The following is a 26058-nucleotide window of genomic DNA, read 5'->3' on the forward strand; positions in this document are numbered from 1 at the left end:
GACCTCGGGACAAACGACAATGCAGTCATGAGCAAGGCCAAGGCCAACCCGGCCGCTTTCGTGGACGACTACCTGCCTGCCCTGCTGGCGCAGGCGAGCCATCTCATCTCCGGCGAGTTCCACCGCATCGTCAAGGCCAAGGGCTTCACGGTGTCGGACTGGCGCGTGCTGGCCAGCCTGGACGGCGCCGAACCGATGAGCATCGGCGCGCTCGTGCGCCTCACCACCATGAAGCAGCCGACGCTCACGCGCGTCGTCGACCGGCTGCAGGCCGGCGGCCACGTGCGGCGCATCGCGCACGAGACGGACCGGCGCATCACGCTGATCCAGATCACGACCGCCGGCGACAAGCTGGTGGCGGGACTGATCGAGATGGCCAAGGAACACGAGCGGCGCGTGCTGGAGCCCTTCGGCCTGTCGCGCTCCAACGAGCTGAAGAAGACGCTCAAGCAGATGATCGAGCTGCACGCCGGCCTGGCGCACGACGGCGACGACGAGGAAGAATGAGCTTCAGGCCCGCACGCGCGCCTTCAGCACCTTCTTGTCGGTCTTGTTGACGCTCGTCTTGGGCAGCGCCTCCAGCGCCTCGATGCGCGCCGGCACCTTGTAGCGCGCGAGCCGCTCCGCGCAGAAGGCCTTCAGCGCCTCTTCGTCGAACGCGCGTTCCGGCCGCAGCACCACGAAGGCGCGCAGGATCTCGCCGCGGTACGCATCGGGCTGGCCCACCACCGCCGCTTCCGCGACGTCGGGATGCGTGAACAGTACTTCCTCCACCTCGCGCGGGTACACGTTGTAGCCGCCGACGATCACGAGGTCCTTCTTGCGGTCGCGGATGTACAGGTAGCCGTCGGCGTCGAACTCGCCGATGTCGCCGGTGTAGAGCCAGCCGTCGCGCAACGCCTCCGCCGTTTCCGCTGGCAAATTCAGGTAGCCGCGCATCAGCTGCGGGCCGCGGGCACGGATCTCCCCGCGTTCGCCGGCCGGCAGCACGCGCGTGCCCTCTTCCAGGTCCACGACCTGCAACTCGGTGTCCGCCACCGCGACGCCCACCGAGCCCACTTTCACCGGACCGCGGGCCGGGTTGAAGCTCAGCACCGGCCCGGCTTCCGTCTGGCCGTAGCCTTCGTAGATGGGCGCGCCGGTGGCCGACTGCCACCGTTCCAGCGTTTCCCGCGACAACGCCGCCGAACCGGAGTAGCACGTGTGCACGCGCGACCAGTCCGTGTGCGCGAAGGCCGCGTGCTGCATCAGCCCGGTGAAGATCGTCGGGCTGCCGGGGAAGATCGTGATGCGCTCGCGCACGATGGCTTCCAGCAGGCGTTCCGGGTGGTAGCCGGGCTGCACCACCAGCGTGCTGCCCGAATGGCCGCACAGGAAGAGGCCCATCGCCATGGCATAGGAATGGAACAGCGGCATCACGCACAGCACGCGCTCGCCGCCGGGCGCGACGGGCAGCAGGCTGTCGCGCTGCGCGACGTTGGTGGCGAGGGCACGGTGCGTGAGGATCACGCCCTTGGGGAAGCCGGACGATCCCCCGGTGTACTGCAGCAGGCCTTCGCCGTCCGGATCGGGAAGCAGCAGGGCTTCGTCATCCTGGGCGAGCCAGGCCGGGAAGCGGGCCGCGAGTTCCGAAGCACGCAGCAGCGTGCAGTCGCCCAGTACCGGCTGCACGCGTTCGACGAGCGCGTCGTCGACCACGAGCAGGCGCGGTGCAGCGTCGCGCAGCATGTACTCCAGCTCGCGCGCGGTGTAGAGCGGGTTCAGCGGGACGAGCTGTGCGCCTGCCGCCGCAGCGGCATAGGGGGTCGCACACGCAAGCAGCGAGTTGGGCAACAGCGTCGCGATGCGTCCGCCGCCGGAGCCCAGATACCGCGCCAGCCCGACGACGATGCGGCGCAAGTCCGCGTAGGTCCACGTGGTGTCACCGAACACCACCGCCGCATGCCGCGGGAACTCCCCCGCGGTCGCCTCCAGCATCGCCACGATGCTGGCGTGCGCCCTCATCGCGCGCCGTCCACCTTCACGACGACGCTCATCGCCGTGTCGCCGGCGGCGCAGCCGGTGAAGAGGCCGATGCCGCCGCCGTCCTGCACCATCTCCTCGACCAGCTCGATCACGCTGCGCAGGCCGGTCGGGCCTTGCGGGTGACCCCACACCAGCGAGCAACCGTACCGGTTGATGCGGTCGAGGGCGAAGCCCATCTCGCGCGACAGCACGATGTCGTTCACGACGAAGGGGTTGTGCGTCTTGACGTGCGTGACCTGCCTCGCGTCCACGCCCGCCTGCTGCAGCGCGGCGCGTGCGGCGGGCACGGGCGCGAGAGGCATGTGCGCCTTCTCCACGCGCGCCTGCCCGAAGGCGAGCAGCTCGATGGAAATCTCCGGCCGCATCGACAGCGCCTTCGCCTGCTCGCGCGAGCCAACGAACATCGCCGCGTGGCCGTCGGCGGGATGGGTCTGGCCGCCGTAGGTGATCGTGCCGCCGGGCAGCACCGGCTCCAGCTTCGCGAGGCCTTCGCGCGTCGTCGCGTGCACGCCCTCGTCGCCGGCAAGCAGCGCGACGGTCTTGCGCAGACGCGCATCCGGTACCTCGAACGGCAACCGCATGTAGCGGCGCTGGAAGGCGTGGTCGTCGGCCAGCGCATCCCGGTACTGCGCGTAGCGCAGCAGCGTGACTTCGTTCTGCTCGGAGGTGCTGATCCCGTGCTTCTTCGCCGCGTTCTCGCCGGTCTGCACCATCGCCACTTTCGCGAAGGGGTCCTCGCGGAAGTTGTCCAGCACCCAGTTCTCGCTGCGGCCGCTGCCGCCCGGGCCTTGCGGGTCGGGGTAGTACAGCTGCGGGCCGTTGCTCACGCGGTCGGCGGTGAGGACGAAAGCGCAGGATGCACGCCCTGCATTCACTTCATCGGCCGCCATCGCGAGGCAGCGAACCGACGTCGCGCAGGCCTGGGCCACCGACGGACCGCCCACGCCTTCGAAGCCGATGAGGCCCATGGCCCAGGGCAGGCCGTAGAAGGAGCCTTGCTGCGGGACGGTGAGGCCGAGGATGCCGTAGTCGATCGGTGCCTGCCGGAGCCCGCGCGCCGCGATTTCGCGGCGGCTGTTCCAGGCGGCGAATTCGAGGCTGTGCAGGTGCGCCAGGGAGCCCTGCCAGCGGGCGAAGGGGGTCGACCAGTACTGGCCGTAGGGGATGAATGCGGAAGACATGGTGTCGTGCGTGCCCCCACCCCGGCCCTCCCCCGGAGGGGGAGGGAGAGGGAACAAGGTCAGAAGGCGGCGATGCCGGTCTGGGCGCGGCCCAGGATCAGCGCGTGGATGTCGTGCGTGCCTTCGTAGGTGTTCACGACTTCCAGGTTCACCAGGTGGCGCGCGACGCCGAACTCGTCGCTGATGCCGTTGCCGCCCATCATGTCGCGGGCGAGGCGCGCGATGTCCAGCGCCTTGCCGCAGGAGTTGCGCTTCATGATCGAGGTGATCTCCACCGAAGCCGTGCCCTCGTCCTTCATGCGGCCCAGGCGCAGGCAGCCCTGCAGGCCCAGCGTGATCTCGGTCTGCATGTCGGCCAGCTTCTTCTGCACCAGCTGGTTGGCGGCGAGCGGCTTGCCGAACTGCTTGCGGTCCACGACGTACTGGCGCGCGCGGTGCCAGCAGTCTTCCGCGGCACCCAGGGCGCCCCACGCGATGCCGTAGCGGGCGGAGTTCAGGCAGGTGAACGGACCCTTCAGGCCGCGCACCTCGGGGAAGGCGTTCTCCTCGGGGCAGAACACTTCGTCCATCACGATCTCGCCGGTGATGGAGGCGCGCAGGCCCACCTTGCCGCTGATCTTCGGCGCGCTGAGGCCTTTCCAGCCCTTCTCCAGCACGAAGCCGCGGATCGAACCGGCGTCGTCCTTGGCCCAGACCACGAACACGTCGGCGATCGGCGAGTTGGTGATCCACATCTTGGAGCCGGTGAGCTTGTAGCCGCCGTCGACCTTGCGGGCGCGGGTGATCATGCTCGCCGGATCGGAGCCGTGGTTCGGCTCGGTCAGGCCGAAGCAGCCGATCCACTCGCCGGTGGCCAGCTTGGGCAGGTACTTCTGCTTGGTCTGCTCGTTGGCGAACTCGTTGATCGGCACCATCACCAGCGAGGACTGGACCGACATCATCGAGCGGTAGCCGGAGTCGACGCGCTCGACTTCGCGCGCGACCAGGCCGTAGCAGACGTAGTTGAGGCCGGCGCCGCCGTACTGCTCGGGGATCGTGGCGCCGAGCAGGCCCAGCGAGCCCATCTCGCGGAAGATGGCCGGGTCCGTGCTCTCGTGACGGAAGGCTTCCAGCACGCGCGTGGCCAGCTTGTCCTGGCAATACGCGCGGGCGGCGTCGCGCACGGCGCGCTCGTCTTCGGTGATCTGCTGGTCCAGCAGGAGGGGGTCGTCCCAGTGGAACGAGGCTTTGGCAGCGGCCATGGCAACTCCAGGAGTTCTGTCTAGGTCAGGCGGGAAGAACCGCAGTGCATTCGATTTCGACCTTGGCGCGGTCCTCGATCAAGGCCTTCACCTCCACCGCCGTCATCGCGATGGTGTAGCTGCCGATGATCTCGCGGAACGCCTGCCCGACCTCGCGGCCGGCGGCCAGGTATTCGCGCTTGTCGGTCACGTACCAGGTCATCCGGACGATATTCTCGCCCGTCCCGCCGGCGGCCTTCAGCACGTCGGCGACATTCTGCAGCGCCTGGCGCGCCTGGGCGCCGAAATCGTCGCTGTGGAAGCGCTGGTCGCCGTCCCAGCCGATCATGCCGGCGATGAACAGCTGGCGGCCCTGCGCCACCACGCCGTTGGCATAGCCCTTGGGGCGGGCCCAGCCTTCCGGCAGGACGGCCTGCGGCTTCGTGTTCTGGTTCATTCCTTCAACTCCTTGAGCAGTTCGCGCGCGATGATCAGCTGCTGCACCTCGGTGGCACCCTCGTAGATGCGCAGGCTGCGGATTTCCCGGTAAAGCTGTTCGACGGTCTCGCCGCTCTTGACGCCCAGGCCGCCGAACATCTGCACGGCGGCGTCGATCACCTGCTGCGCGCCTTCGGTGGCGGCCATCTTGGCCATCGCGGCTTCCTTGGTGACGGTGGCGCCTTCGTCGCGCATCCAGGCGGCGCGGTAGACCAGCAGCGCGGCGCTGTCGATGGTGGTCGCCATCTGCGCGAGCTTGGCCTGCGTGAGCTGGAAGTCGGCCAGCGTGCCGTTGAACATCTTGCGGCTGGTGGCGCGCTGCAGCGCTTCGTCCAGCGCCCGGCGGGCGAAGCCCAGGGCCGCCGCGGCGACGGAGGTGCGGAACACGTCCAGCGTGCGCATCGCCACCTTGAAGCCTTCGCCGGCGGCGCCGATGCGGTTCGAAAGCGGGACGCGGCAGTTGGTGAACTTCAGCCGTGCCAGCGGGTGCGGCGCGATGACTTCGATGCGCTCGGCGATCTCGAAGCCGGGCGTTCCCGCCTCGACGATGAAGGCGGAGATGCCGCGCGCGCCGGGCGCTTCGCCCGTGCGGCAGAAGACGACGTAGAAGTCCGCGATGCCACCGTTGGAGATCCAGGTCTTCTCGCCGTCCAGGATGGCGTGATCGCCTTCGACGCGTGCTGCGCACTGCATGCCCGCGACGTCCGACCCCGCGTCGGGCTCGGACAGCGCGAAGGCGGCGATCGCCTCGCCACGCGCCACGCGCGGCAGCCACTTTTCCTTCTGTTCGTTCGTGCCCTGCAGGCTGATCGCGCCGGAGCCCAGCCCCTGCATCGCGAAGGCGAAATCGGCCAGGCCGTTGTGGTACGCCAGGGTCTCGCGGATCAGGCAGATCGCCCGCGTGTCGATGGTCTCCTGCTCGCCCCAGGCGCCGCCGATCGCGTTGCGCAGCCAGCCGGCGCCGCCCAGCGTGCGCACGAGCGTGCGGCAGGCGGCGTCGACATCGGGGCCGTGGATGTGGGCGACGTGTTCGCGCGCCCAGGTGTCCAGCTCGGAAGCCAGGATGCCGTGCCGCTCCTCGAGGAAGGGCCAGTCCAGGTGCTGCAGCTCGCGCATCTCAGTCTCCCTGGAAGCGAGGCTTCTGCTTCGCGACGAAAGCTTCGTACGCCCGCGTGAAGTCCTGCGTCAGCATGCAGATCGCCTGGGCCTGCGCCTCGGACTCGATCGCCTGCTCGATGGTCATGGCCCATTCCTGGTGCAGCATCGTCTTGGTGATGCCGTTGGCGAAGGTGGGGCCTTCCACCAGCTGGCGCGCCAGCGACTGCGCGTCTTCCAGCAGCGCCTCCGGCGTGCACAGGCGGTTGAAGAAGCCCCAGCGCTCGCCCTCTTCGCCACCCAGCGCACGGCCGGTGTACAGCAGCTCGCTGGCGCGGCCCTGGCCGATGATGCGCGGAAGCATGGCGCAGGCGCCCATGTCGCAGCCGGCGAGGCCCACGCGGTTGAACAGGAAGGCGGTCTTGCTGCGGGCGGTGCCGTAGCGGATGTCCGAAGCCATGGCGACGATCGCGCCGGCGCCGGCGCAGACGCCGTCGATGGCGGCCACGATGGGCTGCGGGCAGGCGCGCATGGTCTTCACCAGGTCGCCCGTCATGCGGGTGAACATCAGGAGTTCCGGCGCCTTCAGCTTCACCAGCGGGCCGATGATCTCGTGGACGTCGCCGCCCGAGCAGAAGTTGCCGCCCGCGCCGGTGACCACCACCGCGTGCACGTCGGTCGCGTATTTCAGCTGCCCGAACAGGTCCCGCAGTTCCGCGTAGGAGTCGAAGGTGAGCGGATTCTTGCGCTCGGGACGGTTCAGCGTCACGGTGGCGACGCCCTCCTTCACCTCCCAGAGGAAGTGCTCGGCGCGGTAGCCGGCGAGCTGCCGGCGGTTGCCGGCGACGAGCGCCGGGTCGACACGTTCAGTTGAATCGCTCAATCTTCGTCTCCTGTTGTTGTGCCATCGCGCGCTCACGCTCGAGGTTGCGCTCCAGCTGCTGCTTGCCGGACAGGTACTGCTTGGGCCAGCCCACGTCGTGGTAGCCGATCTTCGCCGCTTCCAGCAGCGCCCAGGCCGGGTTGGCCAGGTGCGGCCGTGCGACGGCGCAGAGGTCGGCGCGCCCCGCCGCGATGATGCTGTTGACGTGGTCCGCTTCGGAGATCGCCCCCACCGCCATGGTGGCAATGCCGGCCTCGTTGCGCACGCGGTCGGCGAACGGCGTCTGGTACATCCGGCCGTAGACCGGCTTCTGCTTCTTGCTCACCTGGCCGGAGGAGCAGTCGATCAGGTCGGCGCCCGCTTGCTTGAAGGCGCGCGCGATCGCCACCGCGTCGTCCGGGGTGATGCCGCCGTCCACCCAGTCGTGCGCGGAAATGCGCACCGACATCGGCTTGTCGGCCGGCCACGCGGCACGCATGGCGCGGAAGACTTCCAGCGGGTAGCGCAGGCGGTTCTCGAGCGAGCCGCCGTATTCGTCCGTGCGCTGGTTCGTCAGCGGCGAGATGAAGGCGGACAGCAGGTAGCCGTGGGCGCAGTGCAGCTCCAGCCAGTCGAAGCCGGCTTCGGCGGCGTAGCGCGTGGAGCGGACGAAGTCTTCCTTCACGCGGTCCATGTCGGCGCGCGTCATGGGCTTCGCCCAGTCGCTCACGCCGTCGAGGTATTGCTGGGGCGACGCCGACAGCAGCGGCCAGTTGCCGGAAGGCAGCGGCAGGTCTTCCCCGCCTTCCCACGGCACGCGCGTGGAGCCCTTGGGGCCGGCGTGGCCGAGCTGCATGGCGATCTTCGCGTCGGAGTTGCCGTGCACGAAGTCGACGATGCGCTTCCAGCCGGCGCGTTGCTGCTCGTTCCAGAGGCCGGGGCAGCCGGGGGTGATGCGGGCATCCGGGCTGGGACAGGTCATCTCCGCGACGACCATGCCCGCGCCGCCCATGGCGCGCGCGCCAAGGTGGACCAGGTGGTAGTCGGCCGGCATGCCGTCGGCGCAGGAGTACTGCGCCATGGGCGAGACCACCACGCGGTTCTTGAGCGTCACGCCGCGCAGCTGGAAGGGCGTGAACATGGGCGGGATCGGCTGCTGCACCGCCGTGCGGTGCACGCCGGCGCGCTCCGCGATCCAGTCCTCGTACTGCTCCACGTAGCCCTTGTCGCGCAGGCGCAGGTTCTCGTGGCTGATGCGCTGGCTGCGCGTGAGCAGCGAATAGGCGAACTGTTCCGGCGGCAGGTTGACGTAGCGGTCGACGTTCTCGAACCACTCGGTGGAGTTGCGCGCGGCGTTCTGGATCTTCAGCACCTCGATGCTGCGGACGTCCTCGTATTCCTGCAGTGCCTGCCTGAGGTCACCCGGATTGCGGCCGATGCAGCGCGCCAGCTCGATGGAGTCCTCCAGCGCCAGCTTGGTGCCGGAGCCGACGGAGAAGTGCGCCGTGTGCGCGGCGTCGCCCATCAGCACCACCGGCGCGCGGCCGTTGTCGTGCACCCAGGTCTTGCAGACGACGCGCGGGAACTTGATCCACTGCGCCGAGCCGCGCAGGTGCGACGCGTTGGACATCAGGCGGTTCCCGTCCAGGTGCTTCGCGAACAGCTTCTCGCAGAAGGCGATGGACTCCTCCTTCTCCATCTTGTCGATGCCGGCCTTCAGCCAGACCTCCTCCGGCGTCTCGACGATGAAGGTGGAGGTGTCGCCGTCGAACTGGTAGGCGTGCGCCTGGAACCAGCCGAAAGGCGTCTCCTCGAACGCGAAGGTGAAGGCGTCGAACTTCTTGTGCGTGCCCAGCCAGACGAAGCGGCACTTGCGCACGTCGATGTCCGGCTGGTAGCTGGCGGCGTACTTGGTGCGGATGCGGCTGTTCAGGCCGTCGCTGGCGATGATGAGGTCCGCGTCGGGATAGTCCTGGTCGCCCTGCACGTCGGTCTCGAACACCAGCTCCACGCCGAGTTCCTCGCAGCGGCGCTGCAGGATGTTGAGGAGGCGCTTGCGGCCGATGCCGATGAAGCCGTGGCCGCCCGAGACGAACTTCTCGCCGCGGATGTTGACCTCGATGTCGTCCCAGTGGTTGAAGGCCCCGAGGATCTCGGCCGCCGACTCGGGATCGGCCACCTGCAGGTTGCCCAGGGTCTGGTCCGAGAACACCACGCCCCAGCCGAAGGTGTCGTAGGGCTTGTTGCGCTCGACGACGCGGATCCGGTGCGACGGGTCCTGCTTCTTCATCAGGAGGGCGAAGTACAGGCCCGCGGGGCCGCCGCCGATGCACACGATGTTCATGGAGATTCTCCAGGCTTCGATATTTTAAGTTTAAAGCATCTGGACGGACGGGCGCAAGTACTTCCGTGGCGGACGAAACGCAGGCTGGGGTTCGCGCCAGCGAAACCCGGCGTCGGGGGGAAGCGCTGGGGTTCGCTGGCGCGAAACCCAGCCTACGGGGTCAACGCCAGCGAGTGTCCTTCGTGCGCCCGCCGCATCACCTCCCGCGCCGGTTCCCCCTTCAGCCGGTGGTCGCTCCACACCTGCCGCCAGCGCCGCGCCCCCGGCAGGCCGTTGTAGAGGCCCATCATGTGCCGGGCGATGGAATGCCAGGGCGTCCCGCGGGCGGCGTGCTCGCGCTCCATGTAGGCCACCATGGCCTCTTCCACCTCTTCCCGCCGCAGGCCGGACGCAGGCTCGCCGTAGTACAGCGCATCCCAGCGCGCCAGCCACCAAGGGTGGTGGTAGGCCTCGCGTCCCACCATGACGCCGTCCACACGGTCCAGCTCCGCGTGCACCACTGCGTCCGAGGTCACCCCGCCGTTGATGGCGATCACCAGGTCCGGGAAATCCTGCTTCAGGCGGTGCACGAGCTCGTAGCGCAGCGGCGGGATCTCCCGGTTCTCCTTCGGCGAGAGGCCCTTCAGCCAGGCATTGCGCGCATGGACGATGAACACGCCGCAACCCGCCTGCGCCACCGTCCCGACGAAATCGCGCACGAAGTCGTAGCTCTCGACCTTGTCGATGCCGATCCGGTGCTTGACCGTGACCGGCACGTCCACGACGTCCACCATCGCCTTGACGCAGTCGGCCACCAGCTGCGGCTCGGCCATCAGGCAGGCGCCGAACGCCCCGCGCTGCACCCGCTCGCTGGGGCACCCGCAGTTGAGGTTGATCTCGTCGTAGCCCCAGCGCTCCCCCAGGCGCGCGCTGGCCGCCAGGTCCGCCGGCTCGCTGCCCCCCAGCTGCAGGGCCACCGGGTGCTCCGTCTCGTCGAAATCGAGGTGCCGCGGCACGTCGCCATGCAGCAGCGCGCCCGTGGTCACCATTTCGGTGTACAGGCGCGTGTGGCGGCTCATCAGCCGGTGGAAATAGCGGCAGTGGCGGTCGGTCCAGTCCATCATCGGGGCGACGGACATGCGCCAGCGGCTAGGTTGTTGATTCACAAAGAACTTTTTCGGTACGCTGCACTACGGAAATCATGGTGTGCACGGCTTCGTGCACACGGGGTGCACATGGACGAGCTCAGCAGGTAATAATCGGGTCAGGATTGGACACACAGAAAGTGCACACGTGCCCACATTTTCTCAGCTGCCTAGTGGTAAGTGGCGCGTCCAGGTGCGACGCGCTGGACTCTACCGTGCTGCCACATTCCCGACGAAGCGGGAGGCGCGTGACTGGGCAACGGCCATTGAGGCGCAAGCGAATCACATCGCAGCGGGCGGTTTTGCACCTGTTCCCAAGACCGCGACAGTCAAAGACCTGATCGACAAGTACCGGGAAGAGCACAGTCGCGAGGCTGGGAAAACGAAGGCAGCCACCCTGGAGATGCTGGCGCGGGAGCTCGGCCATGTCCGGCTCACCGGGCTGAACGCGGTGGTTCTGCGCGACTTCATCGACCGGCGCGTGAAGGCTGGCGCGGGCGGCGTGACGGTAGCCGGAGACTTGTCCTTTCTGTCTGCCGTTCTGAAGTGGGGACGGCACGCGCGCCAGCTAGATATCAACGACAAGTTGGCCCTGGACGCGCGCGCCAGTCTGAAGGTGCGCGGTCTGAACACGCGAAGCAAGGAGAGAGCGCGGGAGCCGACGGATGAAGAGCTCGAACGCCTTTTCGCTCACTGGGGTGGAAACGCGAGGCAACGAATCGATATGGCGCTCCTCTGCCGGTTTGCGCTGGCCACGGGCATGCGTCAAAACGAAATCTGCTCGCTTCGCGTAGAAGACGTCGACCGCGGGCGAAGAACGGTCGTGATCCGCGACAGGAAGGATCCGCAGAAGAAGGAAGGAAACGATCAACTTGTTCCTCTGTTGCCGAGTGCTTGGGTCATGCTCGAGCCGTTGATCGAAGGACGCACAGAGGGCGCCGTTTTCGAGAACACGCGCGCAGCGTCTGTTTCGACTGCATTCACGCGGGCTTGCGCGGTCGTGGGCATCAAGAACCTCCGCTTCCACGATCTCCGCCACAGGGCGACGGCGGAATTCTTTCGCATGGGTCTGGACATTCCACGCGTCGCGCTGCTCACCGGCCACAAGACATGGGCGATGCTGCGCCGATACACCGACGTCAAGCCGGAAGACGTCTTTGCCGCACTCAAATAACTGAATCGATGCTGCTACTCCAAGAGGTTCAACAAGTCGAGGCTCTGTTTGCAAGTGGTCAGAAGATCGAAGCATTGCGCCAAACGCGCGCACTCGCTCTTCGATGCCTCCCCGGCCATGAGGCACGATTGGCCGCTTTCCTGGCTCGGACGAGAAAGGGTGCTTGGCAAATACCGCGGGATCAGGACAAGTTGGATGCAGACTTCTACACGTGGATGGGCCAGACTCCGCCTGAAGACCGGAACGCGGCCCAGGCACTCGCCTGCTGCGGTCATTGGAAGCTGAATACTCCACCCGATCACGACGACATCCACCAGAGGGACGACTACGCTTACGAGGCGTTTGTGCGACTGAGCCGATTGGTCGCCCCGGCGGAGAGCGGAAAGCCCAGCGCACTGAAAGCGCACATTGTCCGTGAGACCGCTGTACTCGAGAAAATTCGGGAGCTTGGACACGATCCGTTGCGCCTCCCTAAGGCCGATCCGGGCCGTCCTGGCGTGAAGGCGCACGTGAAGAAGGCTTTGGGCGACAAAGGGATCTGGGCGAAGTCGACGGTCTTTGCCAAGACCTGGGAAGAGCTCCGAGCAAGCGGACAATTGCAAGACGCTGCGTCGTGAACCCTCCCCCCAACTGGGGGAGAGGTGGAGGGTTGCGGGGGAGGAAACGTCCCAGGGGAGAGTCTGCACCTCAGAGATCCACCTCAGCCCCCAATGACTCACCCCGAATGCACCTCCAGCCCGGCCCAGGTGCAACTCCTCGCAAGCTCCCTGGACTGCCTGACGGAGCAAGACCTGTGCGCCTTGTTCGCAATCACCCCGGGCACAGCTGAAGCCTGGAGAAAGCGCCGCAAGGGCCCCGCGTACGCGCTCGTCGGCAACCGCGTGCTGTATCCCCGCCAGTCTGTTCGTGAGTTCATGGAACGTCAGATCCGTGGCGGCGAATCCACCCTGGGCGCGGCGCTGCTCTAACTAGCCATGAGCAACGCAGTTACCAATCGCTGCCGCGACGCGGTCCTCCCGCCGCCAGCGAAAGCGGTGCTGATGTGCCTCGCTGACAGAGCAGACGATCTGGGCGTCTGCTGGCCTGCGCAGTCCTATATTTCACGTTGGACATGCTACGGCCGCACGGCCGTCATCAGCGCGGTGCGTTGCCTGGAGGAGAATGGGCTCATCACCGTTTCACGGCAAAACGGTCGCGGCAATCGCACCACCATCAATTTGGTCGCTGTCGACGCGTACATCCTGCAGCAGTCCACGACCAGCACGCCGCAGCAACCGGTTGTCCCGGCAGACGTCGAGCAGTTCGCCAGCCGGACTACTCACATCTCTGAGGCGCACCGGACCAGTCCGCCGGGCGCACACAAGACATCAGGTTCCTCATACATCAAGAAAGACAGGAAGCCCATCTCCGCGGAATGGAGTCCGACCACTGAACTGTTGGCGTGGGCGCGGAGCGGTCGTCCCGATCTCGCGATCGAACTGGTAGTTGAGGTTTTCAGGAACCACTACCTTGCCGCAGGCGATGCGAAAGCAGACTGGGATGCCTGCTTTCGGACGTGGGTTCTCCGCGAGCGCATTCAGGGGACCAGCCCATCGCCCAAGCCTTGCTCGGCGTCGGCGTCAAATGGTCGTGATCCGGCTCTCGTGAAGATCGAAACGGACTGGGCTCGAGCAGCACCACAGCCTTCGTTGGTGCGCGAACAACTGAAGGAACTCCGGAACTCGTTCGCCAGAGCCTCTGGCGGCGGCCGCCGTTAAGGAGAGTGTCGCTCGCTGAGCCCCCCCACAGAGGTACTTCCGGTCGAGGGTCCGTGCGGGTGATTCGACCCCCGCGGAAAATCTAGTGGGTGCGTTTTCAAACTACTTGACAGTTGACCGACCAATCACGAAAGGAACAAATGTGACTCAAAGGATGACCACGGATGTGTGGTGCTACTACCCTGCAGGCGGTGAGGAGCTGTTGCTCGCACTCGCCTTGTCAGATCAAGCCCAGGATGACGGATCGATGAAGATCGACAATCATTCGTGCTTACTTGACATGAGCGGCTTGGCGCCCGAGCGCTTCGCGATCTTGATGGCGCAGATGCAGGCTCGCGGTGCCTTGAAGCTGACCAACAAAGAACACCAGCTTTATCAGTTCACATTTCGCAGACACGGTGAGCCGTACACCCGCTATGAGACCGGTGGATGAGCCATCCGATCAGGGCGCGGTAGTGACCACGGACGCTTCAGTGGCCGAGCTGAGGACCTACAGTCCGAGAGCACGCACGACGCTGGAGTTCACCCGGCCGGAAGTTCTGCGCGGGTTGGCCCTGCTGGCAGCAGTTTTGTCACGAACGACAGGCGCAGGTCGTTCTTCATTTGCATCAGTCGTGCACGCAGCATCTGCTGGGCAGTCTCATGGTCGAGCTCGTCGGCGCCCCGGTGCGCCGCCTGGATGACGTCTGCAGCGAAGGCCAAGCCCCTCGCAGCGATCCCGAGTTGCGCAAGCCAACGATCTCTGGGCAGCTCCTTGGTGATCTCAGCGATTGCATCGAATGTGAGCATTTCTCCGCGGCCGAAGCGGTAGAGGCTATCTGGGGTTACGCTCTTCAGCCGTGCCCGGGCCTGCAGCGCAGCCAGGTTCGGCGCCCGGTATGCCTCACAGACCATCGTGAGCCAGTGGCCGAACATGTGTGCGCCCGGTGAACAGAGATTCGCGAGCCCTACCGCTCTCTCCTCCCGCTCCTGGGGCGTTGCCAAGATCAGGGGCAGCAATGTGGCGGCGAGCACGTCGTACAAGATGCGATCGACGAACCGGTATTCCGGCTCCGCCAGGTCGCACTGCTGTCTTGCCCACCACTCGGCTGGTACCGTGATCATGTTCTTCTGGCAGTGCGGGCACGGCAGCTTCTTAGACATCGCCGCACGCATGAAGCGGAAGAGGACACCCTCGCCTCCCTTGACGAGCTTGCCCAGCTTGGCCGCGAGCATCCCTTCCCGGGCCGCCATCGCGATCTCCGCGAGGATTTCCTCCTTCCCGCCCACGCAGGCAATCAGCCTGGCGCGGACCTCCGGCGTGGTTCGCTCGGCCCCCCGGGCGCTGTAGTTAAGGAAATTGCGGAAATCAGTTCCGAAAGTGCGTCGAACGATCGCCAGGAAGGAGCGCTTGCCTGAGACGAGGTTAGCCAGGAAGTCATCATTCGGGATAGACGTGACGCCAGGTGTCAGCCCCGCGGAGCTGGCGAACACCTTTAAGTGCCGGCGGATCGTCACCGGTTCGAAGGGGACGATCAGGGACTCGATGGCCCGCTCTTCCGTACTGAAGTCGTGAGTCGTTTCCATGTTTCCTCAGTCACCCGGCCTCTCGGCGGGCAGCATTCCGGCTGTCGCGCGCAATGCGGCTTATTGGCAGCTCGGCGACATCAAGGAGATTGTGATGGCCAAAAGTGGAAGTGGTGGCAAGGGTGGCGGTGGTTCTGGGAAGGGAGGTGGGAAGGCTGGCGGTGCGGGCGGCAAGAGCGGCCGCGGATACGGCGGGCCCGGAGGCTGGCCGGCTGGCCACACCGCAAAGGGACCGTCGGGGAAGGGTCGCGGCGATGCTGGTACCGGTGCCGCGCGGCTGGGTGAAAACGGCTAGCGGATACTAACAACAGGCAAGAATGAAATGGGAGGCGCTGCTGCGCCGGGAGTGTCCGAATTTCCGTGTGCAAGGCGCTGAGACTTTTCCACGGCGACGGTCGGCGCTTGCGACGAACGGACCGACGCGGTGGGAAAGTCGGTCCTCGATCTTACGAAACTCCTCTGACGAATCGATCGCCGTAGAGGATGGCGAACTGGTTCATCGCTGATTTCCAGTTGTAGGCAGGCCGACTCCACTCGGCGGTGATGTTGCGCAGGGCCAGCCAGATCAACTTGGTCGCGGCTTCGTCGCTGGGGAAGTGCCCGCGGGTCTTGATGATCTTTCGCACCTGCGCGTTGACGCTCTCCATCGCGTTGGTGGTGTAGATGATGCGCCGAACGTCTGGCGGAAACGCGAAGAACGGAATGACCCGATCCCAGGCCCGTCGCCAAGCGGCGACTACCGTGGGGTACCTGCGGCCCCACTCGCGGCTCTCGAAGGCTTCCAGGGCCCCTTCGGCGGCCTCGGCGCTGACGGCCGTGTAGATCGGCTTGACGGCAGCGGCAAGAGCCTTGCGATCGCGCCAGCTCGCGTAATCCAGGCTGTTGCGAATCAGGTGGACGATGCAGGTCTGAAGCGTCGTAGCCGGGAAGGTCGCCTCCAGGGCTTCGGGCATGCCCTTGAGGCCGTCCGTGACGGCGATGAGAATGTCCTCGACGCCCCGGGTCTTGAGGTCGTTGAAGACCTTCATCCAGAACTTCGCGCCCTCGGTGTTCTCGATCCACAGGCCCAGGATGTCGCGCGTGCCGTCGGGCAGAACGGCCAAGGCCAGGTAGACGGCCTTGTTACGCACGACCGCGTCCTCGCGGATCTTCACTCGCAAGGCGTCAAAGAAAACCACCGGATAGACCGGCTCCAGCGGCCGCGACTGCCAAGCGGTGACCTCCTCGACGACCGCATCGGTGACCCGGCTGATCAGGTCGGGCGAAACCTCCACCGCGTACATCTCGGCCAGGAATTTCTGGATCTCGCGCACCGACATGCCCCGCGCGTACATCGCGATGATCTTGTCGTCAAAGCCCGTGAACCGCCTCTCGTGCTTGCCGATCAGCTGCGGCTCGAACGTGCCGTTACGGTCATGCGGCACCTCGATGGTGACCTCGCCGGAGTCGGTCAGCACCGTTTTGCTGCCCTTGCCGTTGCGGTGATTGCGGGTGCCCTCGGGCTTGGCCTCGCCGGCCCTGTAGCCCAGATGCTGCGTCATCTCCGCGCCCAGCGCGCGCTCCATGAACGCCTTCTTGAAGCGCTGGAAGATGTCCTCGAATTCCGCCGGCGTGACCGGCCCGGGGATCAGCTTCTCGAGCAACTCCTGCGGGATCTGCGGGGTGTCAGGTTTGGCCGCCCCAGCGGCCTTCGGTTTGCGTGGCACTCATGCTCCTTGTCGACATGGTATGCCTCACACACGGAATTTCTGACACTCTCGCTGCGCCTCCCCTCCTGACCTGTGAGGCGTAATGACAACCCGCTTTGAGCCCGCTGCGGTGATGCCGACGTACTTCGTGCACGAGCGTTTCAGGTCGATGATCTGGCCTACCGCTCTACACCCAAGCTACTACGCAACCGAACCTGCAGAAACAGCAAGCCAGACGCCTCGTGCGTTTCCTTCACTTCCAAGTAGGGCTGCTTTCGAACAAGCTCTCCCAGTTTCTTGAAGCCGTAGTTCCTCGGATCAAAGGACGCATTGTTCTTGCCGATGTACGAGCCGATAGCTGCAAGCGATGCCCATTCACCATCTCGCAAGGTCTCCTGCACTGCATGTGTAAGCAAGCCTTTGAGTTCCGGCACTCCCTCAACTTGCGGGGGCTGGGCCGCCTCCGTTGGCTTCAGAACTTCGACAAAGATGAAACGGTCGCAGGCGGCAATAAATGCCTCCGGCGTCTTGCGTTCCCCCATGCCGAGGACTAGCTTGCCCGCCTCCCGCAGTCGCGTCGCCAAACGCGTGTAGTCGCTGTCGCTGGCTACGATGCAAAAACCGTCTACGTTGCCGGCGTAAAGCAAGTCCATCGCATCGATGATGAGTGCGCTGTCTGTAGCATTCTTGCCCTTTGTATAGGCAAACTGCTGCATTGGCTGGACTGCGTGCCGGTGGAGCCGATCTTTCCACCCGACCAAGTTCTGCGTGGTCCAGTCGCCGTACGCCCGCTTGATCGTGGGAGTGCCAAACTTCGTGACCTCCTCGAGCAGCTCCTTGATAACACCCGAAGTGGCGTTGTCCGCGTCGATGAGCACGGCGAGCCGCACTGTTTCCCCGTTTGCCATCCCTGAGCCTCCTATGTCAGCAGCATAGCCCCAAGCACGGTTGAAGCGCCGAAGCTTTAGCCCGCAGGTAACGCTCACGGGAGCAACTGCAAAGTGGACTCACAGCCATCCCTCCTGCTCCGCCTTCCGACCGTGCATGGCCATGAAGTCGCACAGATCTCTCAGCTCCTTGGGCAGCTGTTCGCGAGCACGCAGTCGGTCTAATAGCGCCTCGTCGTGCTCGTTCAGCCGCCACCGCTGCGAACTCTCCTGTAACTCCTTGATGCCCATGCGGTGAGGATCCCAAGCGCTCCCCTGCGCATCCCACATCGCACCCACGCTGCATGCGATATCCACACCGGCCGGGTCCGCATCCGCGCTGATCCACGCCGGTGCCGGAGCCAACCGCAGCAGGTGCTCCACGGCCTCGCTCCACGCAGACGAAGGCCGACCCGGCATCCACAGCAGCACCACCCCGGCGGGCAACCCGCGCGCCTGGCGCTCGAAGCTGGTCCGGTTCTCGATGAGCCAATAACGCGCCACCGGGCCGAACGCCTCCGTCCGCGCCACGTCCTCCACCGGAACGCCAAGGCAATGCAGCGGGCTTAGATCGATGCGCCGCTCCCCCCACCACAAACTCGCCTCGCCCGCGATCCAAAACATCGGCGCGAACTGTGCGATCCGCAGCCGCTCGAGGTCGAATGCAGCCTCCAGCCAGCGCCAGTCCGCAGCGCCGAGTGCTTTCGTATCCCCGAGCGCACGCAGAGCGAAATCGCGCCGCATGCCCTGCTCCCCGCGGTCGTGCCAGTCCGCCACTGCACGCAACAAGGTCAAGCGCAAGCGCAAGGTCTCCAGAGGCAGCGCGCCATCGCTTTCCAGCTGCCGCACTGCCCGCGTCAGTTCATCCAGCAGGTCCGCGTCAAGAGCGGTGGGCTGGCTGGTGTCCGCACGCCCGCGCAACCACTCCTTCGCCTCCGCGATGGCTTCCCGCCGCTCGGTCTCCCGCTGCTGCCGTCCGGCGACGCCCAGCAGGCGCTGCAATCGCTCCAGGTCTCGCCAGACCACGCGATCCCACTGCCAGCTCCCGCCCTGCAGCCGCTCGCGCCGTTCGATCCAGCCCTCCCGCAGCAGCAGCTCGCAAGCTGCCTCGGCGGCTTCGATCCCCGCATCGGCCGCCTCCTTCAACAGCGTCCCTCGAGCCGCGGCCTGCCGCTCGCCGCGCACCCAGCGCTCCCAGATGGCGCGATGGCGCAGCGCCTCCACCGACAGCTCCTGCGGCACCGGCGCATCCGCCCGCCGCAACCGCTCACCCCGCCCCTTGGGCGTGGCTATCCAGACCGGGCCGCCGGCGCTCATGATCTCAAGTCACCTCCACCCGGCGCTGCAGCACGCCAATGGGCGGGGCCCAGCGGGCGCCGGCGGGCTTCTTCGCCGTCACCAGCGTGATGTCCGCAGGCTCGAACACCTCCACGTTGTGCGTGATCGGCGTCGTCAGCACGTACTGCGCGCGCGTGGACTTGAGGAAGTGGCCCACCAGCTGGATGTTGCGCACGTCCAGGTGCGCGAAGGGCTCGTCGATGAAGACGAAGCCGCCCGGCGTCTCGTCGTCCTTCAGCAACCCCACCAGCAGGATCAGCGACTTAATCACCTGCTGCCCGCCCGAGGCCTCGCCGTCGTTCAGGCCGATCTGGCCCTTGCCGTCGAAGTTGAAGCTGACCTTCAGCTCCGCCTGGCGCAGCACCGTGTCGTCGTTGTCCAGATGCGGCAGGTCCGCCGTGACTTCCACGCCGGCCAGCTGGCCCAGTTCGATCAGGTTCTTGCGGTAGCGGCGCACGGTGGCACGCAGCACGTCGATGTAGCGCTCGCGGGCGTTGCCCACGGCAATGCGGGCGGCCTCGTTGCTCGACTTGCGCTGCTCCAGGTCGCCCTGCTGGCCGGCGACGGCCGCGCGCATCAGCGTGGCCTTTTCCTCCACGGTGGCGTCCGTTTCCCATTGGCCGTTGGCCAGGTCGCCCTCGATGCCCTCCTGCCGCAGCCGCGCCTGGGTCGCATTGGTGTAGTGGCGGCGCAGTTCCTCCAGCTTGTCGCGGGCGATCCAGCGAGGCGGAAAGCGCCGCCTGGTTGCGTGCGATTCCGCCGCGCGGCTGCGCTGCACGTCGTGTCGCTCCTTCCACTCCCGTTCAAACTTCTCGGCCGCACGCTCGCTGTCGGACAGCTTGTTCTGCGTCTCGCGGTAGGCGGCCTCCGCCTGCGTCTGCGCGATGACGGCGCGCTTGTGCGCGTCGTCCAGCGCCTGCCAGCGGCGGCTCGCTTCCACCCGGGCCTGCTTCAGCGCGGGCAGCTGCAGGCGCGCCTGGGCGAAGTCGTCGCTGCACCGCGCCAGCTCCTCGGCGGCGCGGTGGCCCTTGCTTGCTTCGATGGCCGCCGTCAGCTGGCGGCCCACGTCGCGCTGTTGCTCCGCAACCTGCGTCAGCTCGCGGTCCAGGCCGGCCAGTTGCCGCTCAATGGACTCCTTGCGCGAGGCCAGAGCCGCCGCGCCGAACTGGTGGTCGGCCGGGTCCACCCACACGCTGCGGCCGCCGCGCGCGTCGCGCCAATAGGCGTCGGGCGTGATCCACTCAGCACCGGCCTTGACGCCGTCGGCCGTGCTCTCCACGCGCCGGATCAGCGCCAGCTGCTTCAGCAGCCAAGCCGGTGCGGGCGCGGAGAAGCGCAGCACCGCCAACAGGCTGTGCGGGTCGGCCTTGGCGGGCGCCGGCGCCGCGTCGGCCACCAGGTAGTGCCGGTAGCGCTCGCGCTCGGCCAGCCCCATGGCGCGCGCCTCGTCGCCACGCTCGCCCAGCACCACCACCCAGCGCGCGCCGCGCAGCACGCCTTCGGCGGCGGCGCGCCAGCGCTCGTCGGTGATCTCGATGACGTCGGCCATCACGTGGTGGGCGATGTTCTCCTGGCGCAGCACGCGCAGGAAACGCGCCACGTCAGATGGCGGCGGAGCCTGTCGCTGGCCCTGCAGCCCATCCAGCGCCTCCTGGGCGGCGCGGCGTTGCGTGGAGAGCTCGTGCCATTTCGCCTGCAGCTGCGACTTGCGTTCCTCCAGCTCGCGCAGTCGCTGGGCGAGCTGCGCTGCGTCCCCCTCCACCGCGGCCAGCGCCTGCAGTTCGTCGGCGCGCTTGACCAGTTCCTCCACCGGTCGTTCGGCGTCGCGGGCCTGCTGCTGCGCGGCCTGCGCGCTGCCCTTGTCCGACTCCAGCTGGCGCACCCGATCGGCAGCTTGGTCGCGCTCCTGCGCGAGGGCCAGCAGCTTGTGCCGGTAGTCGCGGCGCTGTCGCGCCTCCATGGCGTGGTGCACGCGCTGCCGGTGCAGCTCGCGAAGGCGCGCGGCGATGTCCAGCCGCTCCTCCGCCCAGGTCAGCACCGGCACCACCTCGGTGGCGAGGGTCTCGCGTTCGCGCAGCTTGGCCTGGTGCTGGCGGTACAGGTTGACGCGGCCCTCCAGGTGCGCGAGCTGCGCCTCGCCGTGGGCGAGATCGCGCTCGGCGGCCGCCACCTCCTCGGCCAGCTGGCGCTGGTGCTGGCGCGCTTCCTCGTAGCGGTCCAGCCCCTCCTGGTCGCCGAAGACGTCAAAAACCAGGCGCAGCAGCTCCTTGGGCGAGTACTCGCACAGCCGGTCCGTTTGGCCCTGCTCCAGGGCCAACACGCGTGCAATGGCCCGCGACAGCCCCGCGCCCTCCAGGCGCTTGCGCCAGTGCTCGATGCCCAGCCAGTCCTTCTCGGGGCGGTCCACCAGCTTCTCGACGGGCTCGTCGCCCTCCACCATGAGGTACTTGCGCACCCAGTCGCCGCCGTTGCGCTCGATGCGGCAGGCCAGCGTGACCTGGTCGGAGTACAGCAGGTTGCGCGCGAACGGCCGACTCGACGCCTGGCGGCTGCGCGGCCGGTTTTCCACTACCGCGCGCAGCCAGGCGGTGTCCGCGTTCGCATGGCGTGCATAGGTCTTGTAGTTGCGCCCGCCGGAACATTCCAGCCCCAGCAGCGTGCGCATGGCATCCAGCAGCGTCGTCTTGCCCGAGCCGTTGGGGCCGGCTACCGTGATGATCGCGCCGTCCAGCGGCAGCGACAGGCGCTGGCAGTAATCCCAGTGCAGCAGTTCGAGGCTTTGCAGGTGGAACACGCGTCAGCCCTCCTGTCCCTGCATGGCGGCCCCGCCCTCTTCCGCGCTTTCCTTGCGCCTCTGCGCGAGCACGTCGCCCAGCGCGCCGTCCAGGATCCGTGGTGCCAGCGCGTCGTACTCCAGCAGCAGGTCCAGCAGGGGCCCCTCCCCGATGTCGTCGCCGCGCCGCACGATGAAGCCGTGCGCCTCCAGCCGCCGCAGGTTGTTGTCAAGGCGCACCTTCTTGCCCAACTGGTTGCCGAAGTCCGCCAGCAGCGCCTTGTACGACACGATGGGGCTCACTGATGCGGCAGTGGGCAGCGGCTTGTCCGCGCGGAACATCTCACCCTGGCCGTCGCTCTCGGCAGCGGCGGCGCGGGCGGCCTGGCGCTCGCGCTTGGGCAACACGATCAGCGACCACAGCACCACTAGTAGCGAGACCGCGTCACGCGGCAGCTCGATATTGTTGCTGCCGTCCAGACCGCCTTCCCCGAACACGGCGCTCTCCGCGCCGCGCATCAGGGCAACCGTCACATGGTCGGCATGGATGTTGTCCACGAGTCTCAGGCCCACCTGCGCCAAGCGGTCCTGCACGGCCTGCCACAGGTCGGCATCGACCAGGGCGCGCTTGACGCGGGGATGCTGGCGCGGCAGCCAGCGGCGGGCAAGCAGCTCCGCCGCCAGCAGGGCGGCGTCGTCGGGAGGGGCATTCATGGCGGGGAATCTCGTTCGGGATGCAGATGACCTGTGCTGACGGCAGCGACATGCGCGTCGGCAACAGTTTCCACCTGCGGGGTCAACACGGCGCGCCAGGGTGCGCGTGCCAGGTCACCGGTCTGGCCCTGAAGCGTGCGCGCCTGGGCGTCGCCTAGCAGCGGCAGCAGTTGCAGGCGGTAGGCGGCCTGCGCGAAGCGGCCACCGACGACAGCGTCGCGCACGGGCCGTTGCTGCGCATCCGGCTGCCGCGGCTCAGTGCTCCAGGCGGCCAGCTTCGTAATGAGGTCCTCCAGCTCCTGGGGCATGCGCAACGTCTCCATGGTGCCGGCGGCGGCCGCGGCGGGCGGCGGAAGGCCGGTGGAGCGCAGCGGGTCGGGTCGGTCTCGCTCGAACTCGCCCTCGGCAACATCCACCAGGTCGTGTTGGCTCACGAACACCGGCCGCACGCCGGCGGCAAGCGCCTCGCCAAGCAACTCGTGCGGCGCCGGATGCTGCTGCAGCCAGCGCCGCACGTCGGAGCTGGTAACGCCGGTGCTGCCCAGGGTCACGCGCTGGCGGTCGGCCTGTTGCAGCGCGCGGGTGAATTGGCTTGCCATGGAGAGCAGGCGCGCCTGGCCCTGGCCGAGCGCGCGAGCTTCCTTTTCCAAGCGCGGGTCTTCGAAGTCGCTGCGGATCAGCGCCGTCAACGCCTCGCCAGCGCGCTCTACCAGCGCCAGCGCGCGGTCGAAGCGGGGTTGCGCCGCGCGCAGCAAGGCCTCGGAGCCGCTGGCGATGGCGTTCGCGAAGTCGTCGTGCAGGCGCGCCAGCTGAGCGTGCAGGTGCCGCACCTGGCTGGCATCGGCCAGGCCCAGCGCCTGCGCGCCGGCTACCTGCGCCAGCAGCGACGCCATCTCGTCATCGTCCCCGGCGCTCTCCTTGGTCAGGGGCGCCAAGAGCGCATGCACCTGCTGCGCGAGCGGAGAAAGGTGATAGTCCTGCGCCGTGGGGTCCCAGACGAGCACACCCAGCTCGCGCAGGCGCTTGAGCACCATCTCCAGTGCTTCGGGCCGCAGCACGTGGAATAGCTGGTTGACGTCCTCGCGCAGTAGCCGGCCCTGCGGCTGGCTGGCCAGTTCCATGAAGCACCACAGGCGCAGCCGTGCGGCCGCCTGAGCTCCGCTGAGCAGGCCGCGTACCGCGTCGACCACCTCAAGCCGCTGCTGCAGCGCCCAGGCGAGCGGGGCCTCCGTCGCCAGCGACGGATCTCGGAAGTACGCCTCGTAGCTGCCGGAGTCCTGGTCTTCGTACTGCTGAGGATCAGGCATGGGCGGGATTGTGCCCGACGCTGGACAGGGCGTCCCCAAGGACGGCTGCGCGGGCGACGAGCACGGGTCGACGCTAGCGCCGGCGTGGTCTCCGCGGACGGTGCCCCGCACCTATGTCCGCTCTTGGCCGGCCGGAAGCGGACATGGCAGCTAGGTCAAGTCTCCATCGCATCCGTCGCGTCGGTGACAGATTTTCAGAGAAGGCGTATTCAATTTTTATCACCGCGCCGGGTGCAAACCTCGATCTACGCGCCGTAACCATACTTCGATGATTCAGGATGCATAACGCGCTCGATACCACTCTCTAGCAGTCCACGCTCCAGCGCCTTAAATACGAGCTGGAAGCTTGGCATCTCCAAGAGGCGCTTCCCGCCTATCCGCTTCTTTCGGTACTTGGCCACTAGATCGTCGCGTCTAACATTGAACGGGAATGAATGGCGGCGGTCAAATCCGTGACTTAGCAGAAGCTTTGACCTCGCTTGAACGCTGCGGTGAACAACGGATACCAACCACCCATCTAGGGCCCGCAACTGCGCCTCGTCGTTTAGTAGAGGATAAAAACTCATCACCCCCTTGAAGTGCAGAGTTTTCCTCCGCCCCTTGATGTAGGCCCACATTTCCCTGTGCAATAGGCCGCCATATAGGTAGCGCCGAATCTGACTAATAGCGACCAGTAGTGCTTTGTCTCGATCGTTCGCCGGAATGATCATGGCGCCGAGAGGGACAGTTTTTAGAGGTTGCAATAGATTCCGATAGAGAATGTATGAAATCTGCTTCTTGATCCGCTGAACTGTCTTAATTTTAACAGAGATCTTGTCAACAGAGATCGAATACCCTAAAAAATCGAAGCTACCCTTAGATGCGATTTCCGACGACAATCCCTCCCTCGAAAGTAAGTTTATGCCCTCAGACTTCTTCAGATTAATTGGAACGCCCGCCTCCAGGGAAAACGCATTCACTATGTTGAATGATTCGCAAATCGCTGTATAGCTAGGGCTCCAAATGACCGTGTCATCCGCGTAACGCGCAAACTTCAAGCCTCCCTTCTCTAAGGACTTATCTAGACGCCAGCAGACCAAGTTGGCCAGAAAAAGAGACAGTGAGGTGCCCTGCGGAATCCCTTGCTCGCGCCCGTGCAGAAATGCCTTGATGACGGCCTTCTCTTCGTCGCTAACAAAGAAGCCGTTCTCGTGAAGCTGAGACAGCAGGTATTCGTGGTTAATCGAACCGAAGAAATCCGAGAAATCGAATTCGGCGATGAACGTGCGCGCGTTCTGCGCCAAGTCGACAGCAATGTCCTGGATAGCGAAATGCACATTGCGGTCGTTGCGGTACGCATACGAGAATGAGCTAAACCGATGCCGGTTCTTAGCAAGTAGGCGGGAATAGAAGTACCCCGAGACTGCCGCGTCGGGAATCTGATACACCGTCAATTCTCGTTGTCCACCGCCGGGCTTAGGTATCGTCTTCTGAAACGGCTTGTGCGGTCTGTAAGTGGAAGACCGGATCTTTCCTGCAATGGAGCGAGCAATAGCACTCGCGTTGCTACGAACGTAGAACGGGTTGAACTTGCGGTCCACATCCCAATACTCTGGGACCTGGACGACTTTTGGGGGCGCGTCGGCGATGCGAGCCTTGTTCCGGAGCCACTCCGAGTTCAGGTGATTGTGATACGCATGGTGCCTCTCAATCCATCTTTCGCACTCTGCGACAAGCCGTTCTCTAAGTTGCAGTTCTAAGCTCATATGCCCCCGCAAAACAAAGAGCCCGAGACAAGCTCGGGCTCCCCACGGAACGAAACCTAGTAAAAGTAAGTTTCCATTTGGTTGATCCGGCTTTGACACCGAATCCCCCGAGGCGCAGCCGAGGCCGCAAATTGAGGCGTTCCGTTCTGCCTCTAAGGCAGTGATGCGAGGATAGCATCCTGCTGCGACGGCGTGCAAGGCGCGCCAGTAGCCCCAATCACAAATCAGCTGGATGTGACCGCCTCGTCGAAAGCGACCCAGACTACGAAATTCGTAAGCGTCCGGCCATCCCACCCTTGAGCGCTGCGGAATAGACGGGAAGGATGGCGTCCATCAAGAATTAGGTGGACACCATGACAGATCACCGGAAGCTCCCTCGCCGGCGTCACAGCAAGGAGCTCAAAGCACAAATCCTGACCGAGTGCGACCAGCCCGGCGCCTCGGTGGCGAGCGTGGCGATGTCGCACGGCATCAATGCCAACGTCGTGCACAAGTGGCGGCGGCAGGCCGCCGGCCAGATCGAGCCCTCTCCGGCTGCCGGCTTTGTTCCTCTGGCACTGCCTGCCCCCAGCCCCGCAGCGGACATCCGCATCGAATTGCAGCACGGCGCGACGCGCATGGCGGTCACGTGGCCCGCGGGCGCAGCGGCGGAGTGCGCCGTGTGGATGAGCGAGCTGCTCAAGTGATCCGCATCGAGGCGATCTGGCTGGCAGTCGAACCG

The 26058-nt window shown here is 66.1% G+C and carries 23 protein-coding genes; 7 read left to right on the forward strand and 16 right to left on the reverse strand.

Annotated elements, in window-relative coordinates; translation table 11 throughout:
• Window positions 1–27 precede the first annotated feature (27 nt).
• Window positions 28–507, forward strand: a complete 480-nt coding sequence (locus H8N03_RS12530) for a MarR family winged helix-turn-helix transcriptional regulator (protein WP_187076511.1) — start codon at window positions 28–30, stop codon at window positions 505–507.
• Window positions 508–510: 3 nt separating this feature from the next.
• On the opposite strand, the gene H8N03_RS12535 is transcribed toward H8N03_RS12530, so the two are convergent.
• The 8 genes from H8N03_RS12535 to dusA all read right to left on the reverse strand — a co-directional run bounded on the left by H8N03_RS12535 (window position 511) and on the right by dusA (window position 10370).
• Complete coding sequence (locus H8N03_RS12535) at window positions 511–2004, reverse strand: AMP-binding protein (protein WP_187076512.1); 1494 nt, start codon at window positions 2002–2004, stop codon at window positions 511–513.
• Window positions 2001–3206: a thiolase family protein gene (locus tag H8N03_RS12540; protein WP_187076513.1), complete on the reverse strand. Its 1206-nt coding sequence runs from the start codon at window positions 3204–3206 to the stop codon at window positions 2001–2003. Before H8N03_RS12540 ends, H8N03_RS12535 begins: the two co-directional genes overlap by 4 nt.
• A 59-nt stretch (window positions 3207–3265) precedes the next feature.
• A complete protein-coding gene (locus tag H8N03_RS12545) occupies window positions 3266–4447 on the reverse strand; it encodes an acyl-CoA dehydrogenase (protein WP_187076514.1) in 1182 nt (393 codons plus the stop codon).
• Window positions 4448–4472: 25 nt separating this feature from the next.
• Window positions 4473–4883 (reverse strand): RidA family protein, encoded by a 411-nt coding sequence (locus H8N03_RS12550; protein ID WP_187076515.1) that lies wholly within the window; start codon window positions 4881–4883, stop codon window positions 4473–4475.
• On the reverse strand, window positions 4880–6040 hold the full coding sequence (locus H8N03_RS12555) for an acyl-CoA dehydrogenase family protein (RefSeq protein ID WP_187076516.1): 1161 nt from the start codon (window positions 6038–6040) through the stop codon (window positions 4880–4882). The genes H8N03_RS12550 and H8N03_RS12555 overlap by 4 nt, the downstream gene beginning before the upstream one ends.
• A gap of 1 nt (window position 6041) precedes the next feature.
• Window positions 6042–6902 (reverse strand): enoyl-CoA hydratase family protein, encoded by an 861-nt coding sequence (locus H8N03_RS12560; protein WP_187076517.1) that lies wholly within the window; start codon window positions 6900–6902, stop codon window positions 6042–6044.
• On the reverse strand, window positions 6886–9225 hold the full coding sequence (locus H8N03_RS12565; RefSeq protein WP_187076518.1) for a bifunctional salicylyl-CoA 5-hydroxylase/oxidoreductase: 2340 nt from the start codon (window positions 9223–9225) through the stop codon (window positions 6886–6888). The genes H8N03_RS12560 and H8N03_RS12565 overlap by 17 nt, the downstream gene beginning before the upstream one ends.
• Window positions 9226–9377: 152 nt before the next feature.
• Window positions 9378–10370 (reverse strand): tRNA dihydrouridine(20/20a) synthase DusA, encoded by a 993-nt coding sequence (gene dusA / locus H8N03_RS12570; protein ID WP_354005114.1) that lies wholly within the window; start codon window positions 10368–10370, stop codon window positions 9378–9380.
• Between the two features lie 127 nt (window positions 10371–10497).
• Here dusA and H8N03_RS12575 point away from each other — a divergent pair, with 127 nt between their 5' ends.
• The 5 genes from H8N03_RS12575 to H8N03_RS12595 all read left to right on the forward strand — a co-directional run bounded on the left by H8N03_RS12575 (window position 10498) and on the right by H8N03_RS12595 (window position 13713).
• On the forward strand, window positions 10498–11523 hold the full coding sequence (locus tag H8N03_RS12575; protein ID WP_187076520.1) for a tyrosine-type recombinase/integrase: 1026 nt from the start codon (window positions 10498–10500) through the stop codon (window positions 11521–11523).
• Window positions 11524–11531: 8 nt separating this feature from the next.
• Window positions 11532–12140: a hypothetical protein gene (locus H8N03_RS12580; RefSeq protein ID WP_187076521.1), complete on the forward strand. Its 609-nt coding sequence runs from the start codon at window positions 11532–11534 to the stop codon at window positions 12138–12140.
• 129 nt (window positions 12141–12269) lie between these two features.
• On the forward strand, window positions 12270–12491 hold the full coding sequence (locus tag H8N03_RS12585) for a helix-turn-helix domain-containing protein (protein WP_222622957.1): 222 nt from the start codon (window positions 12270–12272) through the stop codon (window positions 12489–12491).
• Between the two features lie 6 nt (window positions 12492–12497).
• Window positions 12498–13280 (forward strand): helix-turn-helix domain-containing protein, encoded by a 783-nt coding sequence (locus H8N03_RS12590; RefSeq protein ID WP_187076523.1) that lies wholly within the window; start codon window positions 12498–12500, stop codon window positions 13278–13280.
• Window positions 13281–13434: 154 nt separating this feature from the next.
• Window positions 13435–13713 (forward strand): hypothetical protein, encoded by a 279-nt coding sequence (locus H8N03_RS12595; RefSeq protein ID WP_187076524.1) that lies wholly within the window; start codon window positions 13435–13437, stop codon window positions 13711–13713.
• A gap of 89 nt (window positions 13714–13802) precedes the next feature.
• Here the strand turns inward: H8N03_RS12595 and H8N03_RS12600 are convergent, their stop codons facing one another.
• From H8N03_RS12600 to H8N03_RS12635, 8 genes are all read right to left on the reverse strand, one after another.
• A complete protein-coding gene (locus tag H8N03_RS12600; protein ID WP_187076525.1) occupies window positions 13803–14846 on the reverse strand; it encodes a hypothetical protein in 1044 nt (347 codons plus the stop codon).
• Window positions 14847–15292: 446 nt separating this feature from the next.
• On the reverse strand, window positions 15293–16552 hold the full coding sequence (locus H8N03_RS12605; protein WP_187076526.1) for an IS256 family transposase: 1260 nt from the start codon (window positions 16550–16552) through the stop codon (window positions 15293–15295).
• Window positions 16553–16713: 161 nt separating this feature from the next.
• On the reverse strand, window positions 16714–17412 hold the full coding sequence (locus tag H8N03_RS12610; RefSeq protein WP_354005115.1) for an NYN domain-containing protein: 699 nt from the start codon (window positions 17410–17412) through the stop codon (window positions 16714–16716).
• A 129-nt stretch (window positions 17413–17541) separates the two neighbouring features.
• Window positions 17542–18777, reverse strand: a complete 1236-nt coding sequence (locus H8N03_RS12615; protein ID WP_187076528.1) for a toprim domain-containing protein — start codon at window positions 18775–18777, stop codon at window positions 17542–17544.
• A 4-nt stretch (window positions 18778–18781) separates the two neighbouring features.
• A complete protein-coding gene (locus H8N03_RS12620) occupies window positions 18782–21592 on the reverse strand; it encodes an ATP-binding protein (RefSeq protein WP_187076529.1) in 2811 nt (936 codons plus the stop codon).
• 3 nt (window positions 21593–21595) lie between these two features.
• Entirely contained in the window at window positions 21596–22285 is a 690-nt protein-coding gene (locus H8N03_RS12625; protein ID WP_187076530.1) for a hypothetical protein, read from the reverse strand.
• A complete protein-coding gene (locus H8N03_RS12630; RefSeq protein ID WP_187076531.1) occupies window positions 22282–23592 on the reverse strand; it encodes a hypothetical protein in 1311 nt (436 codons plus the stop codon). Before H8N03_RS12630 ends, H8N03_RS12625 begins: the two co-directional genes overlap by 4 nt.
• A 245-nt stretch (window positions 23593–23837) precedes the next feature.
• Window positions 23838–25172: a reverse transcriptase domain-containing protein gene (locus tag H8N03_RS12635; RefSeq protein ID WP_354005116.1), complete on the reverse strand. Its 1335-nt coding sequence runs from the start codon at window positions 25170–25172 to the stop codon at window positions 23838–23840.
• Window positions 25173–25690: 518 nt separating this feature from the next.
• Here H8N03_RS12635 and tnpA point away from each other — a divergent pair.
• Window positions 25691–26023 (forward strand): IS66-like element accessory protein TnpA, encoded by a 333-nt coding sequence (tnpA, locus tag H8N03_RS12640; RefSeq protein ID WP_187076533.1) that lies wholly within the window; start codon window positions 25691–25693, stop codon window positions 26021–26023.
• Window positions 26024–26058 lie beyond the last annotated feature (35 nt).

Origin of the sequence: Ramlibacter cellulosilyticus (genome assembly GCF_014297465.1) — a bacterium.
In the GTDB taxonomy this organism is placed as follows: Bacteria; Pseudomonadota; Gammaproteobacteria; order Burkholderiales; family Burkholderiaceae_C; genus Ramlibacter; species Ramlibacter cellulosilyticus.